The sequence below is a fragment of the Pseudomonas sp. ACN5 genome (assembly GCF_002303975.1).
In the GTDB taxonomy this organism is placed as follows: Bacteria; Pseudomonadota; Gammaproteobacteria; order Pseudomonadales; family Pseudomonadaceae; genus Aquipseudomonas; species Aquipseudomonas laurylsulfatiphila.
In genome coordinates, this window is record NZ_MRCP01000013.1 from 61,526 (window position 1) to 83,165 (window position 21,640).

At 58.7% G+C, this 21,640-nt stretch carries 21 protein-coding genes and 1 pseudogene; 13 read left to right on the plus strand and 9 right to left on the minus strand.

Annotated elements, in window-relative coordinates; all coding sequences use genetic code 11:
• Positions 1–81: 81 nt before the first annotated feature.
• From BSF40_RS22540 to BSF40_RS22570, 7 genes are all read left to right on the plus strand, one after another.
• Complete coding sequence (locus tag BSF40_RS22540; protein WP_015094871.1) at positions 82–1,167, plus strand: ABC transporter ATP-binding protein; 1,086 nt, start codon at positions 82–84, stop codon at positions 1,165–1,167.
• 1 nt (position 1,168) lies between these two features.
• On the plus strand, positions 1,169–2,086 hold the full coding sequence (locus BSF40_RS22545) for an ABC transporter permease (protein WP_015094870.1): 918 nt from the start codon (positions 1,169–1,171) through the stop codon (positions 2,084–2,086).
• Positions 2,083–2,871 carry an ABC transporter permease gene (locus BSF40_RS22550; protein WP_007973320.1) on the plus strand — a complete coding sequence of 263 codons (789 nt, stop codon included), beginning with the start codon at positions 2,083–2,085 and terminating at the stop codon, positions 2,869–2,871. Before BSF40_RS22545 ends, BSF40_RS22550 begins: the two co-directional genes overlap by 4 nt.
• Positions 2,872–2,887: 16 nt before the next feature.
• Positions 2,888–3,970, plus strand: a complete 1,083-nt coding sequence (locus BSF40_RS22555; RefSeq protein ID WP_095966816.1) for an extracellular solute-binding protein — start codon at positions 2,888–2,890, stop codon at positions 3,968–3,970.
• 151 nt (positions 3,971–4,121) lie between these two features.
• Positions 4,122–5,318, plus strand: coding sequence for an amidohydrolase family protein (locus BSF40_RS22560; RefSeq protein WP_095966817.1), 1,197 nt, complete (start codon positions 4,122–4,124; stop codon positions 5,316–5,318).
• The gene (locus BSF40_RS22565; RefSeq protein WP_095966818.1) at positions 5,315–6,802 is read left to right on the plus strand and encodes an amidohydrolase family protein; all 1,488 of its coding nucleotides are present in this window, start codon (positions 5,315–5,317) and stop codon (positions 6,800–6,802) included. The genes BSF40_RS22560 and BSF40_RS22565 overlap by 4 nt, the downstream gene beginning before the upstream one ends.
• A 12-nt stretch (positions 6,803–6,814) precedes the next feature.
• Positions 6,815–7,477 (plus strand): flavin reductase family protein, encoded by a 663-nt coding sequence (locus BSF40_RS22570; protein ID WP_007973324.1) that lies wholly within the window; start codon positions 6,815–6,817, stop codon positions 7,475–7,477.
• A 121-nt stretch (positions 7,478–7,598) separates the two neighbouring features.
• On the opposite strand, the gene BSF40_RS22575 is transcribed toward BSF40_RS22570, so the two are convergent.
• The 5 genes and pseudogenes from BSF40_RS22575 to BSF40_RS33600 all read right to left on the minus strand — a co-directional run.
• Entirely contained in the window at positions 7,599–10,697 is a 3,099-nt protein-coding gene (locus tag BSF40_RS22575; protein ID WP_218195157.1) for an error-prone DNA polymerase, read from the minus strand.
• The gene (locus BSF40_RS22580) at positions 10,673–12,088 is read right to left on the minus strand and encodes a DNA polymerase Y family protein (RefSeq protein WP_095966820.1); all 1,416 of its coding nucleotides are present in this window, start codon (positions 12,086–12,088) and stop codon (positions 10,673–10,675) included. Before BSF40_RS22580 ends, BSF40_RS22575 begins: the two co-directional genes overlap by 25 nt.
• Positions 12,089–12,095: 7 nt before the next feature.
• Positions 12,096–12,713 carry a translesion DNA synthesis-associated protein ImuA gene (imuA, locus tag BSF40_RS22585; protein WP_007973327.1) on the minus strand — a complete coding sequence of 206 codons (618 nt, stop codon included), beginning with the start codon at positions 12,711–12,713 and terminating at the stop codon, positions 12,096–12,098.
• Entirely contained in the window at positions 12,713–13,330 is a 618-nt protein-coding gene (gene lexA / locus BSF40_RS22590; RefSeq protein ID WP_007973328.1) for a transcriptional repressor LexA, read from the minus strand. Before lexA ends, imuA begins: the two co-directional genes overlap by 1 nt.
• Before the next feature lie 159 nt (positions 13,331–13,489).
• Positions 13,490–13,602 (minus strand): annotated as a pseudogene (locus tag BSF40_RS33600) (gamma-butyrobetaine hydroxylase-like domain-containing protein); the annotation flags it as partial.
• Between the two features lie 461 nt (positions 13,603–14,063).
• Here BSF40_RS33600 and BSF40_RS32175 point away from each other — a divergent pair.
• The 6 genes from BSF40_RS32175 to BSF40_RS22625 all read left to right on the plus strand — a co-directional run bounded on the left by BSF40_RS32175 (position 14,064) and on the right by BSF40_RS22625 (position 18,659).
• Positions 14,064–14,246, plus strand: coding sequence for a hypothetical protein (locus BSF40_RS32175; RefSeq protein ID WP_141249784.1), 183 nt, complete (start codon positions 14,064–14,066; stop codon positions 14,244–14,246).
• A gap of 78 nt (positions 14,247–14,324) precedes the next feature.
• The gene (locus BSF40_RS22605) at positions 14,325–15,206 is read left to right on the plus strand and encodes an McbB family protein (protein ID WP_095966822.1); all 882 of its coding nucleotides are present in this window, start codon (positions 14,325–14,327) and stop codon (positions 15,204–15,206) included.
• The gene (locus BSF40_RS22610; protein WP_095966823.1) at positions 15,187–15,978 is read left to right on the plus strand and encodes a SagB/ThcOx family dehydrogenase; all 792 of its coding nucleotides are present in this window, start codon (positions 15,187–15,189) and stop codon (positions 15,976–15,978) included. Before BSF40_RS22605 ends, BSF40_RS22610 begins: the two co-directional genes overlap by 20 nt.
• 1 nt (position 15,979) lies before the next feature.
• Positions 15,980–17,185 carry a YcaO-like family protein gene (locus BSF40_RS22615; protein ID WP_095966824.1) on the plus strand — a complete coding sequence of 402 codons (1,206 nt, stop codon included), beginning with the start codon at positions 15,980–15,982 and terminating at the stop codon, positions 17,183–17,185.
• 11 nt (positions 17,186–17,196) lie between these two features.
• On the plus strand, positions 17,197–17,940 hold the full coding sequence (locus BSF40_RS22620) for an ABC transporter permease (RefSeq protein ID WP_095966825.1): 744 nt from the start codon (positions 17,197–17,199) through the stop codon (positions 17,938–17,940).
• Entirely contained in the window at positions 17,940–18,659 is a 720-nt protein-coding gene (locus tag BSF40_RS22625; RefSeq protein ID WP_095966826.1) for an AAA family ATPase, read from the plus strand. The genes BSF40_RS22620 and BSF40_RS22625 overlap by 1 nt, the downstream gene beginning before the upstream one ends.
• A 68-nt stretch (positions 18,660–18,727) precedes the next feature.
• On the opposite strand, the gene BSF40_RS22630 is transcribed toward BSF40_RS22625, so the two are convergent.
• The 4 genes from BSF40_RS22630 to BSF40_RS22645 are packed head-to-tail and all read right to left on the minus strand — an operon-like array spanning position 18,728 to position 21,592.
• The gene (locus tag BSF40_RS22630; protein WP_015094860.1) at positions 18,728–19,006 is read right to left on the minus strand and encodes a DUF971 domain-containing protein; all 279 of its coding nucleotides are present in this window, start codon (positions 19,004–19,006) and stop codon (positions 18,728–18,730) included.
• Complete coding sequence (locus tag BSF40_RS22635) at positions 19,003–19,965, minus strand: HEAT repeat domain-containing protein (protein ID WP_095966827.1); 963 nt, start codon at positions 19,963–19,965, stop codon at positions 19,003–19,005. Before BSF40_RS22635 ends, BSF40_RS22630 begins: the two co-directional genes overlap by 4 nt.
• Positions 19,962–20,810 carry an ABC transporter ATP-binding protein gene (locus tag BSF40_RS22640; RefSeq protein ID WP_095966828.1) on the minus strand — a complete coding sequence of 283 codons (849 nt, stop codon included), beginning with the start codon at positions 20,808–20,810 and terminating at the stop codon, positions 19,962–19,964. Before BSF40_RS22640 ends, BSF40_RS22635 begins: the two co-directional genes overlap by 4 nt.
• Positions 20,810–21,592, minus strand: coding sequence for an ABC transporter permease (locus BSF40_RS22645; protein ID WP_095966829.1), 783 nt, complete (start codon positions 21,590–21,592; stop codon positions 20,810–20,812). Before BSF40_RS22645 ends, BSF40_RS22640 begins: the two co-directional genes overlap by 1 nt.
• Positions 21,593–21,640 lie beyond the last annotated feature (48 nt).

Below are 21,640 nucleotides of genomic sequence, written 5' to 3' on the forward strand. Positions count from 1 at the left end.
GGGCTTGCACGAGCAGATTAATCCGGGTATTTCTAAATTGCATCCAGATTTTGCATACAATAATTAGAGGAATGCACCATTATGGGTCATCCAGTTGCAATTGAAGTGCGAAACGTCTCCAAGCGATATTCCGACGACCCTGGGCTGGCACCAGCCCTCGACAATGTTTCCGTCGACATCGCTGACAACGAATTCTTCACCCTGCTCGGCCCCTCGGGCTGTGGCAAGACCACCCTGCTGCGCACCATTGCCGGCTTCGAGCACGTCAGCGACGGTGAGATCCGCCTCGCGGGCGAGCCGGTCAACGATTTGCCGCCGTTCAAGCGTCGGGTCAACACGGTGTTCCAGAGTTACGCGCTGTTTCCGCACATGAGTGTTGCGCAGAATATCGCCTTCGGCCTCGAGATGCAGGGCCTTGATCGCAAACTGATCCCGCAGCGGGTCGAGGAAATGCTCGCGCTGGTGCAAATGCAGCACCTGGCCAAACGCAAACCGGCCGAATTGTCCGGCGGCCAACAGCAACGGGTGGCTCTGGCCCGGGCCCTGGCGCCGAAACCGAAAGTGCTGTTGCTCGATGAACCGCTGTCGGCGCTGGACCTCAAGCTGCGCAAGGAAATGCAGGTCGAACTCAAGCGCGTGCAAAAAGAGGCCGGGATCACCTTCATTTTCGTCACCCACGATCAGGAAGAAGCGCTGACCCTGTCCGATCGCATTGCCGTGATGTCCGCCGGCAAGATCCTGCAAATCGGCACGCCCAACGAAATCTATGAGCGTCCGCAGCATCAGTTCGTCGCGCAATTCATCGGCGACATCAACTTCCTCCCCGGGCACCTCAAACGCGGCCAGCAGAACGAAAAGCTCTTCGTGCCCAACGGCATGCCCGTGGAAATCCCCTGCCCGGCCCAGGGCTTTGACGGCAGCAAGGTGCAACTGGCGTTCCGCCCCGAACGTTCGCAACTGGTCGAGCCGTCGCAGCCCCATCACCTGCGCGGCGTGATCGAGGCCGTGCTGTACGTCGGCACGGCCACGCTCTATCAGTGCCGATTGAACAACGACATCAAGGTCATGCTGCGCGAGAACAACGAAGGCCTGAACCACGGGCGGGTGGTGGGCGATCGCGTCGCGGTCAACCTGCCGCCCCACGCCTGCCTGTTGATGGAGGCCTGAGATGAGCGTCAGCAGCACTTCCCCGGCCCTCAACCGCGCGCTGTTGCTCAGCCCGGTCGTCCTGACCCTGCTGGCCCTGATCGCCATTCCGCTGGGCATCATGGGCTACATCAGCCTGCTGCCGCGCAACGTCTATGGCGGCGTCGACTGGCAGGCCGACTGGCAATTGCAAAGTTATGTGCAGCTGTTCTTCCAGGAAGGTTTCGACGGCGAACTGGAACTGAACTGGGTCTACGCCCAGGCGTTGCTGCGTTCGGTGTTCCAGGCCGGTGGCACCACGGTCCTGTGCTTCCTGTTCGGCTTTCCGGTGGCGTTGTGGATGTCGAGCCTGACGCCCCGCCGGCGCAACCTGATGGTATTGCTGATCACCATCCCGTTCTGGACCAACCTGCTGATCCGCAACTATGCCTGGCTGATCATCCTGCGCGAACACGGCTGGGTCGCCCAGAGCCTCAACGCGCTGTTCCCCCAGGCCGGCGGCATCACCCTGCTCTACAACGACTTCGCCGTCAGCGTCGGCCTGGTGTACAGCTTCCTGCCGTTCATGATCCTGCCGATCTACTCCACCCTGGAAAAACTCGACTGGCGTCTGGTGGAAGCCGCCTACGACCTGGGCGCCAATCGCTGGCATGCGTTGCGGCGGATCATTTTGCCGCTGTCGATGCCGGGGGTGATTGCCGGTGCCTTGCTGGTGTTCGTGCCGAGCCTGGGTGCCTTCATTACCCCGGCGATCCTCGGTGGCGGCAAGACGCTGATGATCGGCAACCTGATCCAGCAGCAGTTCGGCACTGCGCGCAACTGGCCGCTGGGCAGTTCGCTGTCGTTCCTGCTGCTGGGGATCATGTTGCTGTCCCTGGTGCTCTACGCCCTCTATAGCCGCAATGCCGCCAAGACCCAACGCCCAGGAGCCCAAGCATGATTGCCCTGCACCTGAAGAAACTGCCGCTGACCCGTGAAGTCAGCCTGTTGATGCTGGCCTATCTGTACCTGCCGATCTTCGTGCTGATCGCCTACAGCTTCAACGCCAACCGCTCGGCGACGGTGTGGACCGAGTTCTCGTTTGCCTGGTACGGACGCATCCTGGCCAACCCGTCGATCCAGACCGCGGCGTTGAACTCGATCATCGTCGCCAGCATCGCTACGGTCTGCGCCACCGCGATTGCCCTGCTCGCGGCGCTGGCGACGTACCGGCCGTTCTACGGACAGAAAATGGTCGAAGGCGGGATCAACCTGCCGCTGATCCTGCCGGAGATCGTCACGGCCGTCGCCACCCTGCTGCTGTTCATGGCGCTGGGAATCAAGCTCGGTCTGCTGACGGTGATCATCGCCCACATCGGTTTTTGCATCCCCTTTGCCTACCTGCCGATCCGTGCGCGGCTCAATGACCTGGACAAGAGCCTGCTGGAAGCGGCGAACGACCTGTACGCCAACCCCTGGCAGGTGTTTCGCCGGGTGACCTTGCCGCTGCTGTGGCCGGCGGTGCTGTCCGGTTCGGTGCTGGCGTTCGTGGTCAGCCTCGACGATTTCATCATGACCTTCTTCGTCGCAGGTCCCGGTTCAACCACCTTGCCGGTGTACATCTTCTCGGCGATCAAGGCCGGCGTGACGCCGGAGATCAATGCGATTTCGACCCTGATGCTGGTGATATCCATCGTGCTGGTGGTGCTGGCCTTCTGGCTGGGACAGCGCGGCAAACAACAATGAGCCTGGAGACTTCTTTATGAGCAAGAAAGTGAAAAGCCCCCGTTTTGCTGCTGCCAGTTTCGCCGTTGCCGGTCTGGCCTTGAGTTGCTTCACCGCGTTCGCTGCGTCCAGCGCCCAGGCCGCAGAGCCCAAGGAACTGTTCTTCTACAACTGGACCGATTACTACCCGGTCGACCTGCTGGCCAAGTTCGAAAAGGAGACCGGCATCAAGGTCACCATGGACGGCTACGACAGCAACGAAACCCTGCTGGCCAAATTGCAGGCCGGCGGCGCGGCGTACGACGTGATCGTGCCGTCGCAATCGATCATGCGCACTTTGATCAACCAGAACCTGCTGCTGGAAATCGACGCCTCGGCCCTGCCCAACTTCCAGTACGTCAAACCGGCATTCCGCGACCCGAGCTTCGACCCGGGCCGCAAGTTCTCGGCACCGTACCTGTGGGGCACCACCGGGTTCTCCTATGACAGCGCCCGGGTGCCCGGCGGCAAGCTCGATGACTCGTGGAAAGAGTTCTTCGAGCCACGCAAGGAACTGCAAGGCCAGCTCGCGGCCCTCGACACCTCCAGCAGCGTGATCAACGCCGCCAGCCACTACCTGAATGTCGACGAGTGCAGCGAAAACCCTCAGGACGCCAAGCGCATCCTCGAACTGCTGCAAAAACAGAAACCCTTCCTGAAGATGTACAGCTCGGACAACACCGTCGACCGCATGGCCTCCGGCGAAGTGATCATGATGCAGAACTGGAACGGCTCCACTGCCCGCGCCACCCTGCAGAAGAGCACCATCAAGTACGTGTATCCGAAGGAAGGCCTGGCGATGTTCCAGGACAACTTCGCCGTACCCAAGAGCGCGCCACACCCCGGCAACGCGAAGATTTTCATCGACTGGATGATGAAACCGGAAAACGCCGCCGCCGTGTCCAACGCCATCGCCTACGCCAACGGCATCCAGAGCGACAAGCTGATCGACGCCAAATGGCGGGTGATGGATGCCATCAACATGCCCGACGAATTCGCCTCGCGCCTGCGTCCGGAAAAGGAATGCAGCAACAAGGCGCGTGAGCTGCAGGACCGGATCTGGGCCAAGCTCAAGGGCTGATTGTTTGACTTGAAACCGAGTCGCGGCCATCGCGAGCAAGCTCGCTCCCACAAGGGATCTCCAATGTTCACACGGACAATGTGGGAGCGGGCTTGCTCGCGAAGAGGCCGGCCCAGGCACTACAAAATTCAAAGACCTGAATGAGGTTTGTATGACCCAATCCCGCTGGCTGCGCAACGTGCGCCCCTACGGCGCCCCCGCCGAAGACCTGCTGATCGAAAACGGCCGGTTCACCCAGCGTCGCCCGGCCTCGACTACCGAACTGCTCGCCACCGACATCGACGGGCAGAACCAACTGCTCACCCCCGCACTGGTGGAAAGCCACGTACACCTGGACAAAACCCTCTGGGGCCAGCCCTGGCGCCCCAACAGCGCCGGTCCGACCCTCAAGGACTACATCGCCAACGAACGGCGCATCCTGCGCGAAGTCACCACACCGATTGCGCAACGGGCCGGCGCCCTGCTGGAAAACTGCATCGCCCGCGGCTCGCTGACCATGCGTTGCCACGTCGACATCGATCCGGAATTCGGCCTGCGTCATGTCGAGGCCATGCAGCAACTTCGTGAAAACTACCGCGACCTGATCGACCTGCAACTGGTGGTGTTCCCGCAAACCGGCCTGATCAGCCGCCCCGGCACCGCCGAACTGATGCGCGAAGCCATGGCCCTGGGCGTGGAAAACGTCGGTGGCCTGGACCCGTGCGGCATCGACAACGACCCGATTGCCCAACTGGATTTCGTCTTCAAGCTGGCCAGCGAATTCGACCGTGGCGTCGACATTCACCTGCACGACAAGGGCGAACTGGGCCTGTGGCAGATCGCCCTGATCGCCGACTACACCGAGCGCTTCGGCCGCCAAGGCCAGGTGATGATCAGTCATGCCTACTGCCTCGGCATGCTGCCATGGAGCCAGGTCCTACCTGTGGCCGAGCGCCTGGCGACACTGGGTATTTCGCTGATGAGTTCGGCCCCGGCCGATTGCGCGGTGCCGCCGTTCCTGGCCCTGCGCGAAGCTGGCGTGAATCTGTGCCTGGGCTCGGACGGCATTCGTGACGCCTGGTCGCCCATGGGCAACGGCGACATGCTGGAGCGCGCGATGCTGCTGGCGTTCCGCTTCGATTTGAACAAGGACGAAGAACTCGCGGCGGCGTTCGAGGCGGCGACCGTCAACGGCGCCCAGGCGCTGGGTTGCGCAGCCAATCGCCTGCAGGTCGGCCAGCCAGCGGACTTCCTGCTGATGCCCGTGCAAACGCTGGGTGAAGCGGTGGTTTCGCGACCGCCGCGTCAAGTCTATCGCGCGGGTCGCTTGATCGCTGCGGGTGGTCGTTTGCTGGAAAGCCGTCTGTGAAGCGCATCGGCTTGCGGGCCAGTTGCGTGGTCGGCTTCGACGGCACGCAGCATGTGCTGTGGCGCGACGGTGAAGTGGTGTTCGAAGGCTCGCGCATCGAGTTTGTCGGGCGCGGTTATCCGGGCCCGGTAGATCAGTGGATCGATTACGGCAACGCGTTGATCGGCCCCGGCTTCATTGATCTGGATGCCCTTGGCGACCTCGACTCCACGGTGCTGACCCTGGACAACGGCGACGAGCGCGACATGGGCCGGATGTGGTCGGCGCAGTATCTGGCGCGTGGATCGCGGGAAAGTTACAGCCCCGAAGAAGAAGTCTTCAAATACCGCTACGCCTTCACGCAACTGATCCGCAACGGCATCACCACGGCCATGCCGATCACCTCGATGTATTACCGCGAGTGGGCCGAGACCTACGACGAGTTTGCGGCGGTCGCCGGCGTAGCGGCCGAGTTGGGACTGCGCACTTATCTGGGCCCTTGCTACATGAGCGGCATGAGTTACTGGCGCGCTGATGGCACCCTGGCGCACCACTGGGACGAAGCCCGGGGCCTGGCCGGCCTCGACGCCGCCGAACGGTTTTTCCGGGATTTCGACGGCGCGAACAACGGCCTGATTCGTGGTGCGCTGCTGCCCGATCGCATCCAGACCTGCACCCCGGCGCTGCTGCAACGCACCGCCGCGCTGAGCCGGGAACTGAATGCACCGATGCGCCTGCACTGCTGCCAGGGCCTCGGTGAAGTGGCGATGGTCGAGCAACTGCGCGGCACCTCGCCGTTGGGCTGGTTGCAGCAGCTTGGGCTGCTGACCCCACGCAGCCTGCTGCCCCACGGCATCTACACCCAGGGTGATGACGACCTGCATCGTGTGGTGGATGGCGGCGCGAGTCTGGTGCATTGCCCGGTGGTGTTTGCCCGGGACGGAGAGGCCTTGAATTCGTTTGGCCGCTATCGGGCCAAGGGCGTCAACTTCGCCCTCGGTACCGACACCTGGCCGGCGGACTTGCTCGACAACATGCGCCAGGGCCTGAACATCGCCCGACTGATGGAGGGCGGCAACTCGCTGACCAGCACACTGGATATGTACAACGCCGCAACCCTCGGCGGCGCCAGGGCTCTGGGCCGCGACGATATCGGTCGCCTCGCACCGGGCTGCAAGGCCGATATCACTGTGTTCAATCTGCGCGGGATGCACCTGGGGCCGCTTTTCGATCCGCTGAAGAATCTTGTTCTGGCCGGTCGCGGCGACGACTGCATCGCCAGCTACATCGATGGCCGCTGTGTGATGCAGGACGGCCAGGTCGAGGGCGTCGACTACCCCGCCCTGCAACGTCAGGCCCAACGCCAATTCGAAAAACTGATGCGCAGCCACAGCGACCGGGCCTTCGGCCAACCGGACTGGAAAAGCCTGTTCCAGCCAGCCATCCCGTTCGCCGACGACTACAGCGCCCACACGCCACTGAGCGCGATCGATCCACTTCTTTAGAGATTTCTGCTCATGCAAAGCTTCGATTTCAGCACACTGAGCCCACGGGACAAATACAAGATTCTGATCGGCAGCGTCGTGCCACGACCGATTGCTCTGGTCACCACCGTCGACGGCGAAGGCCGGATCAACGCGGCGCCGTTCAGCTTTTTCAATGCGCTGTCGGCCGATCCGCCCATCCTCGCCCTTGGCGTGGAAAATTACGGCGACCAAAGCCCCAAGGACACCACCCGCAATATCCAGCTCAATCAGGAATTCACCGTGAACATCGTCAGCGACGCCCTGGTGGAGGCCATGAACGTCTGTGCCGTGCCCTTCGCCCCCGGCTTCGACGAACTGACCGCCGCCGGCCTCACCGCCATCCCCGGCACCACGGTCAAATGCCCGCGCATCGGCGAAGCCCCGGTGGCGCTGGAGTGCCGGCGGATGATGGCGCTGTCCATCGGCCAATCCCGGGAGATCATCTTTGGTGAAGTGCTGATGGCGCATGTGCGTGACGAACTGATCGACCCGAAAACCCTGTACATCGATCAGTTGGGGCTGGATGCGATCGGACGCATGGGTGGGCATGGCTATGCGCGAACCCGGGATTATTTCGATCTGCCGACGCGTTCGTTGCAGGCGTGGACGGATGCACCGGGGGGTGGCGAGCGGTTTTGGCCGCTGGCCAAATAGCAGGCATTAACACAAACCCTGTGGGAGCGAGCTTGCTCGCGATAGCGGTCTGTCAGGCAGCGCAGATGTTGACTGTAAAACCGTCATCGCGAGCAAGCTCGCTCCCACAGGAATTGCAGCGTTAGTGAAAATCCCGGCTGCGCACAGTAATGCCATCGAGCAACGCACTCAGATCACTCAAGCGCCCGGCAATCAGATGCCGGACCTCGCCCTCCTTCTCCCAGCGTCCATCGACCTTGAGCAATTGCGAGCCGACCAACACCTGGCGTTGCCGGTCGGCGAGGTCGCGCCAGACCACCACGTTGACGTTGCCGAACTCGTCCTCAAGGGTGACGAACGTCACGCCGCTGGCGGTGGCCGGGCGTTGCCGGCCGGTGACCAGCCCGGCGACGCTGACCGGCCGACCGTGCTCGACGTCCAGCAGCTCTTTCGAACTGCGGCAGCGCCGCGCCTTCAACTCACCCCGCAACAGGGTCAGCGGATGCGGCCCGAGGGTGGTGCCGACACTGGCGTAATCGGCTTGCAGGTCCTCGCCCACGGTGGGTTTTGGCAACGCCACCGCGTCTTCCTCCTGACGCGGCAGGCCGGCAAACAAACCCAGCTGCTTTTGTACTCCGGCCACTTCCCAGCGTGCCCGGTGGCGGTCGCCGGCCAGGCCACGCAACGCGCCGGCATCGGCCAGTTGCTCCTGGGCGCGGGCATCGAGCCGTGCCCGTTCGCCGAGGTCGGCGATGTCGGCGAACGCGCCTTGCGAACGGGCCGCTTCGATACGTTGGGCATCGTCCTCACGAAAGCCCTTGATCATGCGTAGCCCCAAGCGAATCGCCGGTTGCGCACCGCTGATCGGTTCCAGGCTGCAATCCCAGTCACTGGCGCGCACGTCCACCGGGCGAACCTGCAAATGATGACGCCGAACGTCCTGCAGAATCTGGTCCGGGCTGTAGAACCCCATCGGCCAGCTGTTGATCAGCGCACAGGCGAAGGCCGCCGGTTCGTGGCATTTCAACCAGCAACTGGCGTAAGTCAGCAAGGCAAAGCTGGCGGCGTGGGACTCGGGGAAACCGTAGCTGCCAAAGCCCTTGATCTGCTCGAAGATCTGCGCGGCGAACTCGGCGGTGTAGCCGTTTTTCCTCATGCCGGCGGCCAGCCGCTCCTTGTGCGGTTCGAGCCCGCCATGGCGTTTCCAGGCGGCCATGGAGCGGCGTAGCTGATCGGCCTCGCCGGGGCTGTAGTCGGCGGCGACGATGGCGATCTGCATCACCTGCTCCTGAAACAGCGGCACGCCCAGGGTGCGCTTGAGCACCACTTCCAGTTCCGGCGACGGATACGCCTCCGGCTCTTCCTTGTTCCGTCGCCGCAGGTACGGGTGCACCATGCCGCCCTGGATCGGCCCCGGCCGAACGATGGCGACCTCGATCACCAGGTCGTAAAACGTCTTGGGCCTGAGCCTCGGCAACATCGACATCTGCGCCCGGGACTCGATCTGGAACACGCCGATGGTGTCGGCCCGACCGATCATTTCGTAGGTGGCCGCATCCTCGGCCGGGATGGTCGCCAGGCTCAGGTCCAGGCCCCGGTGCCGACGCAGCAGATCGAAACATCGACGAATCGCGCTGAGCATGCCCAGCGCCAGGATATCGACCTTGAGCAGACCCACGGCGTCGAGGTCATCCTTGTCCCACTGGATGATGGTGCGCTCGGCCATGGCGGCGTTTTCCACCGGCACCAGACTGTCCAGCGGCTGCTCGGAAATCACGAAACCGCCGGGGTGCTGGGACAAATGCCGGGGGAAGCCGATCAACTGCCCCGTCAGGCTCAGCACCCGGTGCAGCACCGGGCTCTCTGGGTCAAAGCCACCTTCACGCAGGCGTTCAACGGGAGGCGTTTCATCGCTCCAGTGACCGCAGCAATCGGCCAGGGCGTTGATCTGGTCCGGCGGCAAGCCCAAGGCCTTGGCCACATCCCGTACCGCACCGGCGGCGTGGTAAGTGCTGACCACCGCCGTCAGCGCGGCGCGGGCCCGGCCATAACGCTGGAACACGTACTGCAAGACTTCTTCACGGCGTTCATGTTCGAAATCGACGTCGATGTCCGGCGGTTCGTTACGTTCCCTGGACAGAAAGCGCTCGAACAGCAAGGTGGTGCGATCCGGATCGATTTCGGTGATCCCCAGGGCGAAGCACACTGCCGAGTTGGCGGCAGAACCACGCCCCTGACAAAGAATCTGTTGCTGGCGGGCAAAGCGGACGATGTCGTGGACCGTCAGGAAATAACTTTCATAGCCCAGTTCGGCGATCAATTGCAGCTCTTTATCGATCTGCACCAACACTTCGTTTTTCGGCCCTTGTGGCCAGCGCCACTCGATGCCTTCCTCGGTCAAATGACGCAGCCACGAGGTGGCCGAGTGCCCTTGCGGCACCAGTTCGCGGGGGTATTGATAACGCAGCTGGCCGAGGTCGAAGGTGCAGCGCCGGGCAATGACCAGTGTTTGCGCCAGCAAGTCTGGCGGATAAAGCGCCTGCAGCACATCGAGACTGCGCAGATGGCGCTCGCCGTTGGGGTGCAGGCGCAACCCGGCATCGGCCACCGGCAGGTGGTGTCGGATCGCGGTCATGGTGTCCTGCAAGGCCCGGCGCCCGCGTGCGTGCATGTGCACATCGCCACTGGCCACGGCTGGAATTCGCAGTTCCCGAGCCAGTGTGAGCAAATCGTTCAGGCGTTGCCCATCGTCCTGACCGCAATGCAACTGCACCGCCAGCCACAGGCGTTCGCCGAAGACCTGCTTGAGCCAGTGGCCCTGTGCAAAGGCATCGACAGCGTCCGGCACCCACAACGCCAACAGCCCCGGCAACGGTTCGCCGAAGTCTTCGCGCAGCACCTGATACTGACCTTTCTGCGTGCGGCGCCGGGCGCGGGTGATCAATCGGCACAGCGCCTGATAGCCCTCGAGGCTCTCCACCAGCAGCACCAGTTTCGGACCGTTCTCGATGCGTATTTCACTGCCGATGATCAGCGGCAGCTCCACGGACTTCGCCGCTTGCCAGGCACGAACGATGCCCGCCAGGGTGCATTCGTCGGTGATCGCCAGGGCTTGGTAACCCTGTTTTTTCGCGCGCTGGAACAGCTCGAGGGCACTGGAGGCACCGCGCTGGAAGCTGAAGTTCGACAGGCAGTGCAATTCGGCATAGTCACGACTCATGCGAACCAGCCCTGCAACCACAACGGGCCGTCCTCGCCGACCGCCCGGTAGGCCCAGCCCTGTTGGCCGGCACGGGTTTCGATCAGGTAATAGTCACGGCGTACGTCGTCACCGTCCCACCAGCCCGACTCGATACGCTCCGGCCCCATGAGGATGCGCGCCGAGCCCTGGTGCACAGCCAGCGGCTCGGTCAGCAGCCAGCCCGGCCGCTTCACGGCGCCCAGCGCTATACAAGGCTGGCTGTCGGCACTGGCCTGCCACGCGCACTCGGGGCGATGATCGGCCTGGAAGCGCAAGCCATGCACCGCGTCATCCCCCAGCCGTGCCCGCAGGCGTTCGCGCAGTTGCTCCCAGGGCAAGGACTGCTGCGGGCGATCGTCGAACAGCTCCTGATGCTGGGGCACGAAGGTCGGCAAATCCTCGGCACACAGGCGAAAACCGCGCACCGGCGCCTCGACCTGGACTTGCTCCAGCCGCCCACGGGCCAGCTCGAAGAGCATCGCCGGATCACGCTCGGCGCTGAGCAGGCCGACCTTGATCAGCGTATCCGGCAACCCGGCGTGCTCCAGATGCAGGTCGAAACGCTGTACGCCGCTGTCGCGACCGCAGAGGAACGCCGACAGGTCGCCCGTCAACCGGCGCAACGGAAACAGCAGGGCTTGATGGGACTGCACATCGAAATTGAGCTCGATACGCACATCGAAGCGGTCCGGCGGCAGGTAAAACGCCAGTGCCAGCCGCCGCACACCCAGCAGGGCATCCAGATGCTTGAGCACCTGGGCCTCGAAGCGCCGGGCCAGGCTCTGCCGGGGCAACGCCTGCACCTGGCTCAAGGTGCGCAGGCCCATTCGCGACAAGGCCGTGGCAACCTGTGCTTCGAGGCCAATCCGGTCGACGGGCATCTGCCCCAAGTGATGCTGCAAGGCTTGATCATCCGGTACCACCAGGCCGTCATAGGCATTGGCCAGCACCCGCGCCGCCACCGGGTTGGGCGCGGCCACGATGCGGTGCCGAAATCCCAGTTCGCCGAGCTCACGGCGCAAAAGCGCTTCGAATTGCGGCCAGGCGCCGAACAGGCCGAGGCTGGACTCGATCTCGAACACCAGGGCCCGGGGGTAATGCACGCTGACCTGGGAACTGAAGCGATAGGCCCAGGCGGCGAGAAACTGCTGCCAGCGCTCGATTTCACTGGCGTCGTATTCAGCCGTGGCAAACCCCTTGCTCAAGGCCTGTGCCGCGCTCATGGACTGGCCGGGACGCAAACCCAGCGCCCGCGCCGCAGCGTTGACGGCCTGCAGCACCCGGCGCTGGGCCGGGCCGGTCAGCAACGCCAGGGGTTCATCGGGATCGGCGCGCTGACGCGATGCCGCGTCCAGCGCCAATTGCGGGAAAACAATGCAGACCCAGCGCATGGCAACCTCAATGCCCCACGGCGAAGGCAATCGGCGCCGAACGGGCCAGGCCGCCGCGGCACTTGAGCACGCGCAGTTGTGCCGGCCGGGCATCGATGGCGATGCGCAGGGCCGCCGGCGAAGGGTTGATCGCTTCACTGAGGGGACGATAGGCGAAGGCCAGGGTCTGGCCGGTTTCCGCCGCCACCTGCAAACGGCGCAAGGCGCGGTCATCGGCCTTGTGCGGCCAGCACAGCACCGCGCCGCAACTGCCCGAACGCAGGCATTGTTCCGCGGCCCACAGCGCATCGCGCTCGCTGGCCCGGATGATCGACAACTGACGCAGATCGACCCCGGCGCCCTGCCACGCCTGGGGATACGGCACATAAGGGGGCGCCACCAGCACAATGCGTTCGCCCGCCGCCGACAGCCGTGCCAGCGTCGGCCACACCAGCTGCAACTCGCCCACGCCCTGCCCGGCCAGCAGGATTTCCGTCAGCGCCGCCTCCGGCCAGCCGCCACTGGGCAATGCCGCGTCCAGCGCGGCGTGCCCGGTGGGTTGCGGGCTGGCGGCCGGCGGCGCAGGCCGGCCCCTCCAGACCTGGCCGCCATTGAACAGCGTATCCAGCGCAACGACGGCACCCATCAGCCTTGCCTCACCAAACCACAGAACACGCCTTCGATGGCCAGGTCCTGATCGGCGTGCACAATAATCGGCTGGTAGGCCGGGTTGCGCGGCAGCAGGCGAACCACATCGCCGACCCGCTCGAAGCGCTTGATGGTGACTTCACCGTCGAGCCGCGCCACGACGATCTGACCGTTGAGCGCCTCGGGGTTGCGGTGCACGCCTACCAGATCGCCGTCGAGAATGCCGTCCTCGATCATCGAATCACCGCGCACCCGCAACATGTAGTCCGGCACCCGCGAGAAAATCGACGGATCGAGCAGCAAGCGGCTATGGATTTGCGCATCGACCCCGATCGGCGCACCGGCCGCCACCCGACCAAGCACCGGGATGTCCAGCAACTCGGGACGCGGTGGCTGCCCGAGCAGGCGAATGCCCCGGGCCTGATGCGGGTTGACCTCGATAAACCCGGCTTCGGTCAGCGCCAGCACATGCTTGCGCGCCACACTGCGGGAGGCGAAACCGAACGCCTCGCTGATCTCGGCGAGGCTCGGAGGCTGACCGTGCTCGGCGATGCGATCGCGGATGAAGGTCAGGATGGCGGTACGGCGGGGAGTCAGAGTCGTCATGGAGTACATTTGTACTCTTTTGGCTTTTTCCTGGCAAGAACCGTCAATCATCTGGTCGATAACCTGTGGGAGCGGGCTTGCTCGCGAAAGCGGTGGATCAGCCAATGAAGTATCGACAGGCACACCGCTTTCGCGAGCAAGCCCGCTCCCACATTGGATTTCAGTGACTCAAGGGATGAGTTGCGCCAGATACGCCCACGGATAAATCCCCCGCTCATGGCCATCGCTGAAGACCAGTTGCAAGTCATCCCCTGCGAGGGCAACTCGATAACCCGCAGACGTAAAGCCCAGCGCTCCTTACTCGAACAAAACGGACGATCAAAAAACAAGGCCTACCGTTCGTCGCATTTTTTTAAAAAATAGCTTCTGAAGAAAATAAAAACCCATAAAAAAAGTACAAAACGCACGTTTACTCCTACAGAAATATTTTACTCAGCACAGCAAGATCATTTCTGTCTTCCGAAAACTAAAATACAGTTTCAAAAAGGAATTCCACAGATCCACACTAGAAACAAACCTCACTAAAACCAAACCAAACCACCAAGGTTCCGAACATCATGTAGGACGCATCTTTAAAACATGCAGGAATCCCCCTACAACACAAAATTCTCTCGCTTGCACCCAACAATAAAATCAACTAATTCTTGCAGCACCACTTAATACCAAGTGGCAAACACAACGAGTAAGAACAAAATGAAAAACAACGAACTTGGAAAAATGCTATTCAACTTTAGAGGTAATGTTGGATCAAACCCCAATCCGCAAGTCGCTGGTGGCTCTGGAGGTGCAGGAGGTTGCGGGGGCAGCGGTGGATGTGGTGGGGGTGGCGGATGCAGCGGTGGTAGTGGTGGAGGAAATGGTGGTTGTGGCGGAGCAGGAGGCACTGGCGGTGGTGGCACCGGTGGCTGTAGAGGTATGTAGTTGAAACCGATAATAAAACTGCCTACTAGCTTCCTAGGCTAAAAGGATCTTTCAAAGCGAAAGATCCTTTAGGAGGAGATAAATGCAACTGATATTTTCAGAATTTGACATTATAAGCCTACCTAATGAATCACTAATCGTATCTACCAATGGCGCATCAAAAACCGACTCAAAAAAACTATTAATCGTACTGCAAGAACTAAAAAAACAACAATCACCCAGAATACCAAAAGCGCTGTTCGATAAAATAGTATCCACCCAAAAACTACCTATAAGAGAAACTTATACATTCTTAAATCTCGCCATAGGACTAAGAAATCAACCATCGGAGATATACTTCAAAAAAGTATTAATAGCACATGACTGGAGCAACCCAGAAGAATTCAAAGCACTCATTGATCAAGAGGTAAAATTCGATCACGAAATAGTGAACGACTTGGAATCTTTAGTTGACCGAGCCCGAGACAATGCATTTCTAATTAAAATAGTCTGCATGCAATACAACTACTCGAAACTTAAAAATCTATACTTTTGTTTAGCAGATTCGTCTCCAAACAGCGCCATCTCAATAGCATACTTAAGCGGGGATGTTTTTCGCATAAGTCAACCATACATCCCCAACATTGGAAATGCGTGCCATTTTTGCTTTATAGAGAGGCAATTGAACTATGAAAAGATCAACGAAAGTCGAAATACCTGGTCTGCCTTGTTGAATTTCTGCGCCGACCGAAACATTACTATACCTGCGCCGAACTTAAGCCTGTTACAGAGAAACCTAGCATTAGGTACTCTGATAAAAAAAATCAAACTTCATACGGAGCATAATCAAGGCTTCAGATATCAAGACAACTCTCTTGCATCAATGACTATAGATTTAAACAGCGGACTGATTACGGAAGAGTTGAACCCTCACTGGCATTCTTGTACCTGCTTGAGATCTAAACATGAAAAATATCCCACATGATTACTATCTGAAATTTCTCGACCAGAAAGTCATCGAGGACACCCTAGAATTCCACAATAAAGGCAACTTCACAATCCATGACTGCGTTAAAAATATCTCCTTACTGCACAACCTTCCACCACAGCTACTTTCAGACCTAACAGGTAACGAACTGCAGTTGTATCCTGACATGGATATCACTACGGAAGGGGTAAAACTCGAAGCACTGGAGCCTACAAGCCCCTTACATCGAAATCAATCATGCGATTTTTTCGACGATCGAGACATAACATTCGAGTCGATAAGGCAATTAATCAGCCCACTATTAAGCATTGGCGAAAACATTCATAAAAGAGGATACCCTAGTGCAGGAGCACTATATTCAGTAGAAATATTCTGTTGTTCCCTATCACCTACAAATACTTGGCCGTGCCCGGAAAAAATTTTACACCTACTACCACACTCAAGAAAATTTGAAATAATTCAGGGAAGTTACGACGCCAGTGTAATAAAAGAGGCTATTTTGCCCAAAGGAAGCAAAATTGGAAATCCCAGCCTGGCTATAATTTATGTAATGTACATGCCAAAAACGCTATTCAAATATCGTTATCGCGGATACAGATTAGCGCTAATGGAAACCGGATCAATATATATGCTAGTTGATCTTCAGTGCAAACAATTAAACATCAAAAGCCGTCAGTGGTCTGGGTACACCGACAGCATGCTGTGTAAGGCCATCGGATTAAATCCAACTCTATTTTTTCCTGCATGTGTACACTTGATAGGAGGCTAAATTGAAAATTTCAAATTACAGCAATGATCCCTCACTGCCTGCGGAAATGTGGTGCCAGCCCCCATGTATTTTCGACTTCCCTTTTTGCTCGGAAATTGGCGATCAATGGAGTTCAATAGGTTCAGGGATAGGCACAAGCTCAACATCAATAAAAACCGCCTTGGGCGAATACTTCGAGAGACGTCACTTCTATTTAGAAATATTACCCGACAGCTTTTCGCCCCTAGAGAATGGTCTTACGCCAAAAGAGGTAGAAAACTTCATCAAAGCGTTCAGTCAAACCGCTGCGAAAAACACAAACCTAGATAATCTGGCAAGTCGTAAATTTAACATGAACTCCGTCATACGCATTTCTGATTTTTCATGTTGCTCAATTCCTACTGTATGTATCTCTCTGACCCACCATAACAGCGACGACGACAATATCTACCCGAGTCGTGACACTTGTGGATGCAGCTTTCATTGGAATCCAGAACTTGCCGTTCTTGGCTCTATTAAAGAATCATTAGAACGTCAATTTCTCACTCGATTCTGGCTAACTAAGCAATGCATAGGAACGATCAAACCAGCCGAGATATCAACTGCGATAAAAACGCTCCCTTCATATGGCCTATTCAACGCACTGACAAAATCAGGACAACTGTTAACAATAGACATCTCTGATGATGATTTTCCAGGAGTATGCCTACTAACAGTTTACGGAAACAATGACCCTACTAGAAACGTTCACTACTGCGCAGGAATGTCTTACTCAGAAAATCGAGCGGAAGCACTAAATAAGTCAATTTTGGAATTATGGCAAACATTTCGATTCATGAATTTATTTAGCGTTTTTCACGGCAACCCAGACTCTCTTAAGGACTCTTATATCCGCCACTTCGTAAAGTGCAACCACTATAAGACATTTGAGGAAATCACATCACAACTAAACTACCACCCACACAACTCACGCAAAAAAAGCCAAACTTGCAAACTGGACACTGAAAACTTGATTAAAAGCTTGAGAAACAAAAACCTCGAAGGATACCTCTACATAAAAACAACTCAAATAGATGGAGCCAACTACACATTTTGTAAATTTACTTCGCCATCTTTATTTATGCACATGGACAACTCAGCAGACATAAACATGATCAACGACTATTCAAACGCATTTTGCCTCGAAATATACAATGAAAGAAAAGAAACAATGGTTCCATTCCCATAGAGAAATCAATCATGACTAAGAATATTTGCCCCAGAGCTATCTCCCTAACTTCCATATTCATCAAAGAACAACTAAAAGAACCCATCGCCTTTTTCTGGATCATGATATCCCCTTGTGCAATGTTCTATTTTTTTGCAACAACCAGGCAAGACCCCAACTATTTCTCCAGCAATTACATTACGATTTCAGCATGGTTTTATGCCTACATCTCTTCAAGTGTCGCACTATTCGGATTCGCCTTTTACATAATTGGAAGAAGGGAAAGCGGATTCACTCGATCATTCATTTACTCCAGGGAATCAAAACTGATTTTTCTTTTATCGCACTTCATTGCCTACTCGCTAATATCAATATCTTATTGCGCAACCTTTTACTTGACGACCAAGCTTCCATTTGGAAACTACGCCCTCAATGAACTACTGAATCTCGCACTACGCTTTTACATCTGCTTTATCATGTTTTGTGCTCTCGGGGCTGCCTTCTCATTGCTACCGATCAATTTTCAGAACTCGAACACTTTGCTTTCCATTTTTTCGTTCTGCATGTTGATCCTCGGAGTAATGAGTGCCAGCAGACCAAACCCCATCACCGACGCTTTGAACCTCGCAAACCCACTGACACTTGCAAGCCAAATAATGGAACAAGGCCTTGGCCCCAACAAACCCATCACAGCCGCAATCGTTCTTTTGTTTATTTTTGCACTGTACAAAACGTTCAAACACCTAAGAATCAATCCCGTATGGAGCCGGTACTGATGAAAAAATTCACGGCGCAGAACATTGACTTCTCCTATACAGACACGCCCCTCTTGACCCAGGCATCTCTTGAGGTTACTCAAGGCGACATTGTCGGCATTCTGGGGCCCAACGGATCTGGAAAAACAACTTTTTTCGATATCGTCTGCGACCTTAAAAAAGCAAAATCCGGCTTCATAAAAAACGACTTCATTCGTTTTTTATACCTTTCCCAAATCATCTCCACGCCCCCACCGCTTCGCATGCGTGACATTTTTAAAATGGTATCGGCGCTGTCATCAAACGAGCCCATGACACAAGATAAAACCCTGAAAAAACTAAGTGCATGGAGCCCTGCGATAGTTGACCGATACCAAGACATATGGAACAAAAAATCATCGCTGTGCAGCTACGGAGAGACACGCTGGTTCTTTACTCTTTCCCTTCTTTCAATTTCCGCAGACTTTGTAATTCTCGACGAACCTACTGCCGGTGTAGATCCCGAATTTCGTCACTATATTTGGCAATGTCTTCACGGCGCCGCCAGGGAGGGCACCGCCATTCTGGTTTCCTCGCACAATGTTGATGAAGTCATTAACCATTGTGATTATTTTTATATGATCAGCCAGCAACGCTTCAATCGCTTTAACAACGGCAGTGAGTTCATGCAAAAGTATGGAGTAAAGACTGTGGACGATGCGTTTATCCGGGCCGTTACTGAACCTGTATTCGCCACATAAACCACTGAAAGCGCACGGGGGGAGCTGTCGCAGACCGCGACAACTCCCGCTGAGGAATGGAATACGATTCAGTCGGTAAGTCCAGCCAGATACGCCCACGGATAAATCCCCCGCTCATGCCCATCGCTGAAGACCAGTTGCAGGCCATAGCCCTGCGGGTTCAGTTCGATTACCCGCACCCGGGCATCCACCATCGGCGCCATCCCCCGCAGACGAAAGGCCCGGCACTGCGAACATGGACACTGACGACGCAGTTCGGCGTGGTCCAGCCACTGTTCGCGGCCATCGGGCCAGTTCAATCGCAGCTGCTGCCTACCCTGCGAATTACCCACCGCCAGCGGGTTCATTGCAGTTGACTCAAGGCAATGCGCACGGCCTTGCGCACTTCAGGGTCGCCGTCGTGTTGCGCGGCCTGCAATGGCGCAATGGCCCGTGGGTCGTTGAGTTCGCCGAGGGCCAGCGCGGCTTCCTTGCGCAGGTTGCTGATGCGATGGCCGAGGGTGTCGATCAGCGCTTCGAGCGCCGGTACATAATGCAAGCGACCGAGGCTGCGAGTGGCGCGCATACGCACCTGCCAGTAATCGTCGCCCAAGGCGTCGACCAGAGCCGGGCCGGCGTCGGGGTGGCCGACTTTGCCCAGGGTGGTGGCGGCTTCTTCGCGGACTTGCCAGGCATCGTCCCGCAAGGCCTGGCGCAGGGCCGGCAGCACCTGGGCGTCAGACGCCAGGCCCAGCGCCCCGGTGGCGGCACGCCGCACGTCGGTGTCCGGGTCAGCGCTGGCCAACCGCGCCAGGGCCGGCAAGGCATCACGCTGCTTGAGCCAGCCGAGTACGCCCACCGCCTCGCGGCGCACGCTGGCGCTTTCATCGACCAATGCAGCAGCAGCTGCTGCGGCGGCATCGGGGCAGCGCAACTCGCGCAACGCCCGGAACGCGGCAATGCGTACGCCGCTGTCGGCATGCCCGGTCCACGGCAGAATGACCCGGCCCGCCGCTTCGCTCTTGAGCAGGCTGAGGCTTTGCGCAGCGGCCGCCTGCACCGCCGGGGATGGATCCGTCAGGGCCTGGCACAAGGCTTCGACCACGGGCGCGTCCTCCCAGGCTTCCATCAACCGGGCGGCTTCGGCGCGAACGTCTGCACTCGGGTCTTCGGCCAGTCGATCGATCAACCACTGCAGGCCGTCCGGCTCCTCGAGATCGGCCAGCTCGATCAGCGCGATCCGGCGCACGCCGGGGTCGTCATCGGTCAGGCGCGGTTGCAGGGCCAGAATGTCGTCGTTATCGGTTACATCGAATAGTGAGGTCATAGGGCAAATCGCGGCAGTTTGTTTTCAGGGGGAAGTCCGAGCGGGTTCAGGCGCGGCAGTTGCCGGCCGTCTTCGTGCCGCAGGAGTTCGAGGCAATGGCGCTTCAGATGCGAGAATTCAGGACGGGTCATCAGCTCCGTGCTGCGCGGCCGGGGGAAATCCAGGCGCAGGTCTTCGATGATTCGCCCGGGGCGCGAGCTCATGACCAGCAAGCGGTCGGCGAGAAACAGCGCTTCGTCGATGTCATGGGTGACAAACACCACGGTGGTGCGGATGCGCGTCCAGATGTCCAGCAGCAGTTCCTGCATGTTCAACCGGGTCAGGGCATCGAGGGCGCCAAAGGGCTCGTCCATCAGCAACAGGCGCGGACGGTTGACCAGCACCCGGGCGATTTCCACCCGCTGCTGCATGCCGCCGGACAGTTGGTCAGGCCAGCGCCCGGCAAACCCTTCGAGGCCCACCAGGGCGAGGATTTCATCCGCTGCCTTGAGCCGTTCGACCTTGCCGACGCCACGCATTTTCAGGCCGAACGCCACGTTGTCACGCACCGTGCGCCACGGAAACAGCGTGTGCTGCTGGAACACCATGCCCCGTTGTGGCGATGGCCCCGACACCGGCGCGCCATCCACGCTCAAGCTGCCGGTGCACGGTTGCAGGTGGCCGGCCAGCGCCCCGAGCAAGGTGGATTTACCGCAACCGGACGGCCCGAGGATGCACACGAACTGCCCCGGCTCGATCTGGCAGTCGAGGCCCTGCACCGCTTCGAAAGCCCCGTGGCCCTCGCCCAGGCTGATCGACAACCCGCGGATATCGATACGCCCTTCCAGGTGTTGAAAAACGCTCATCAGGCTTTTCCTCGTGGTCGATGCCAAGGCGTGAATAGCCCGCCCAGTCGCTTGATCAACAGGCTGCTGCCCATGCCGAGCACGCCGATCAGCAACATGCCGACGACGATGTCGGCGTAGTTCTGGATGGTGTAGGACTCCCAGGTGTAATAGCCGATGCCGAATTGGCCGGAGATCATTTCCGCCGTCACCAGGCAAAACCACGAGGTGCCCATGCCGATGGCCAGGCCGGTGATGATGCTCGGCGCCGCGCCCGGCAGAACGACCTCCAGCAGGATGGCCTGGCGCCCTGCCCCGAGGCTTTTCGCCGAGGCGATCAGCCGTGGGTCGACGCCTTCGACGCCGTGCACGGTGTTGAGCAGGATCGGGAACAGGGCGCCGGTGAAGGTGATGAACACCATCGACAGTTCCGACGAGGGAAACATCAGGATCGCCAGGGGAATCCAGGCCACGGCCGGAATCGGCCGCAGGACTTCCAGGGGCGGCAGCAACAGATCTTCGGCCCATTTCGAGCGGCCGATGGCCAGGCCCAGAGCGACGCCTATGATCAGCGCGGTGAGGTAGCCGGCGAATACCCGGCCGAGGCTGCTGCCCAGGTGCTGGGCGAGTTTGCCCGAGTCGCCGAGGCCAAGGGCGGCTTCAATGACCGCCAAGGGTGTCGGGACGTTGGCGAAGGTCACCAGGCCAAGGTTCCAGTGGTGGCTGGCGGCGAGTTGCCAGAACAGCAGGCAGAGCAGCAGTGAAGCGGCTCTGGGGATCCAGCGTAAAAATGATCGGTACACAATTCTTCCTCACAACCCTGGACCCTTGTGGGAGCGGGCTTGCTCGCG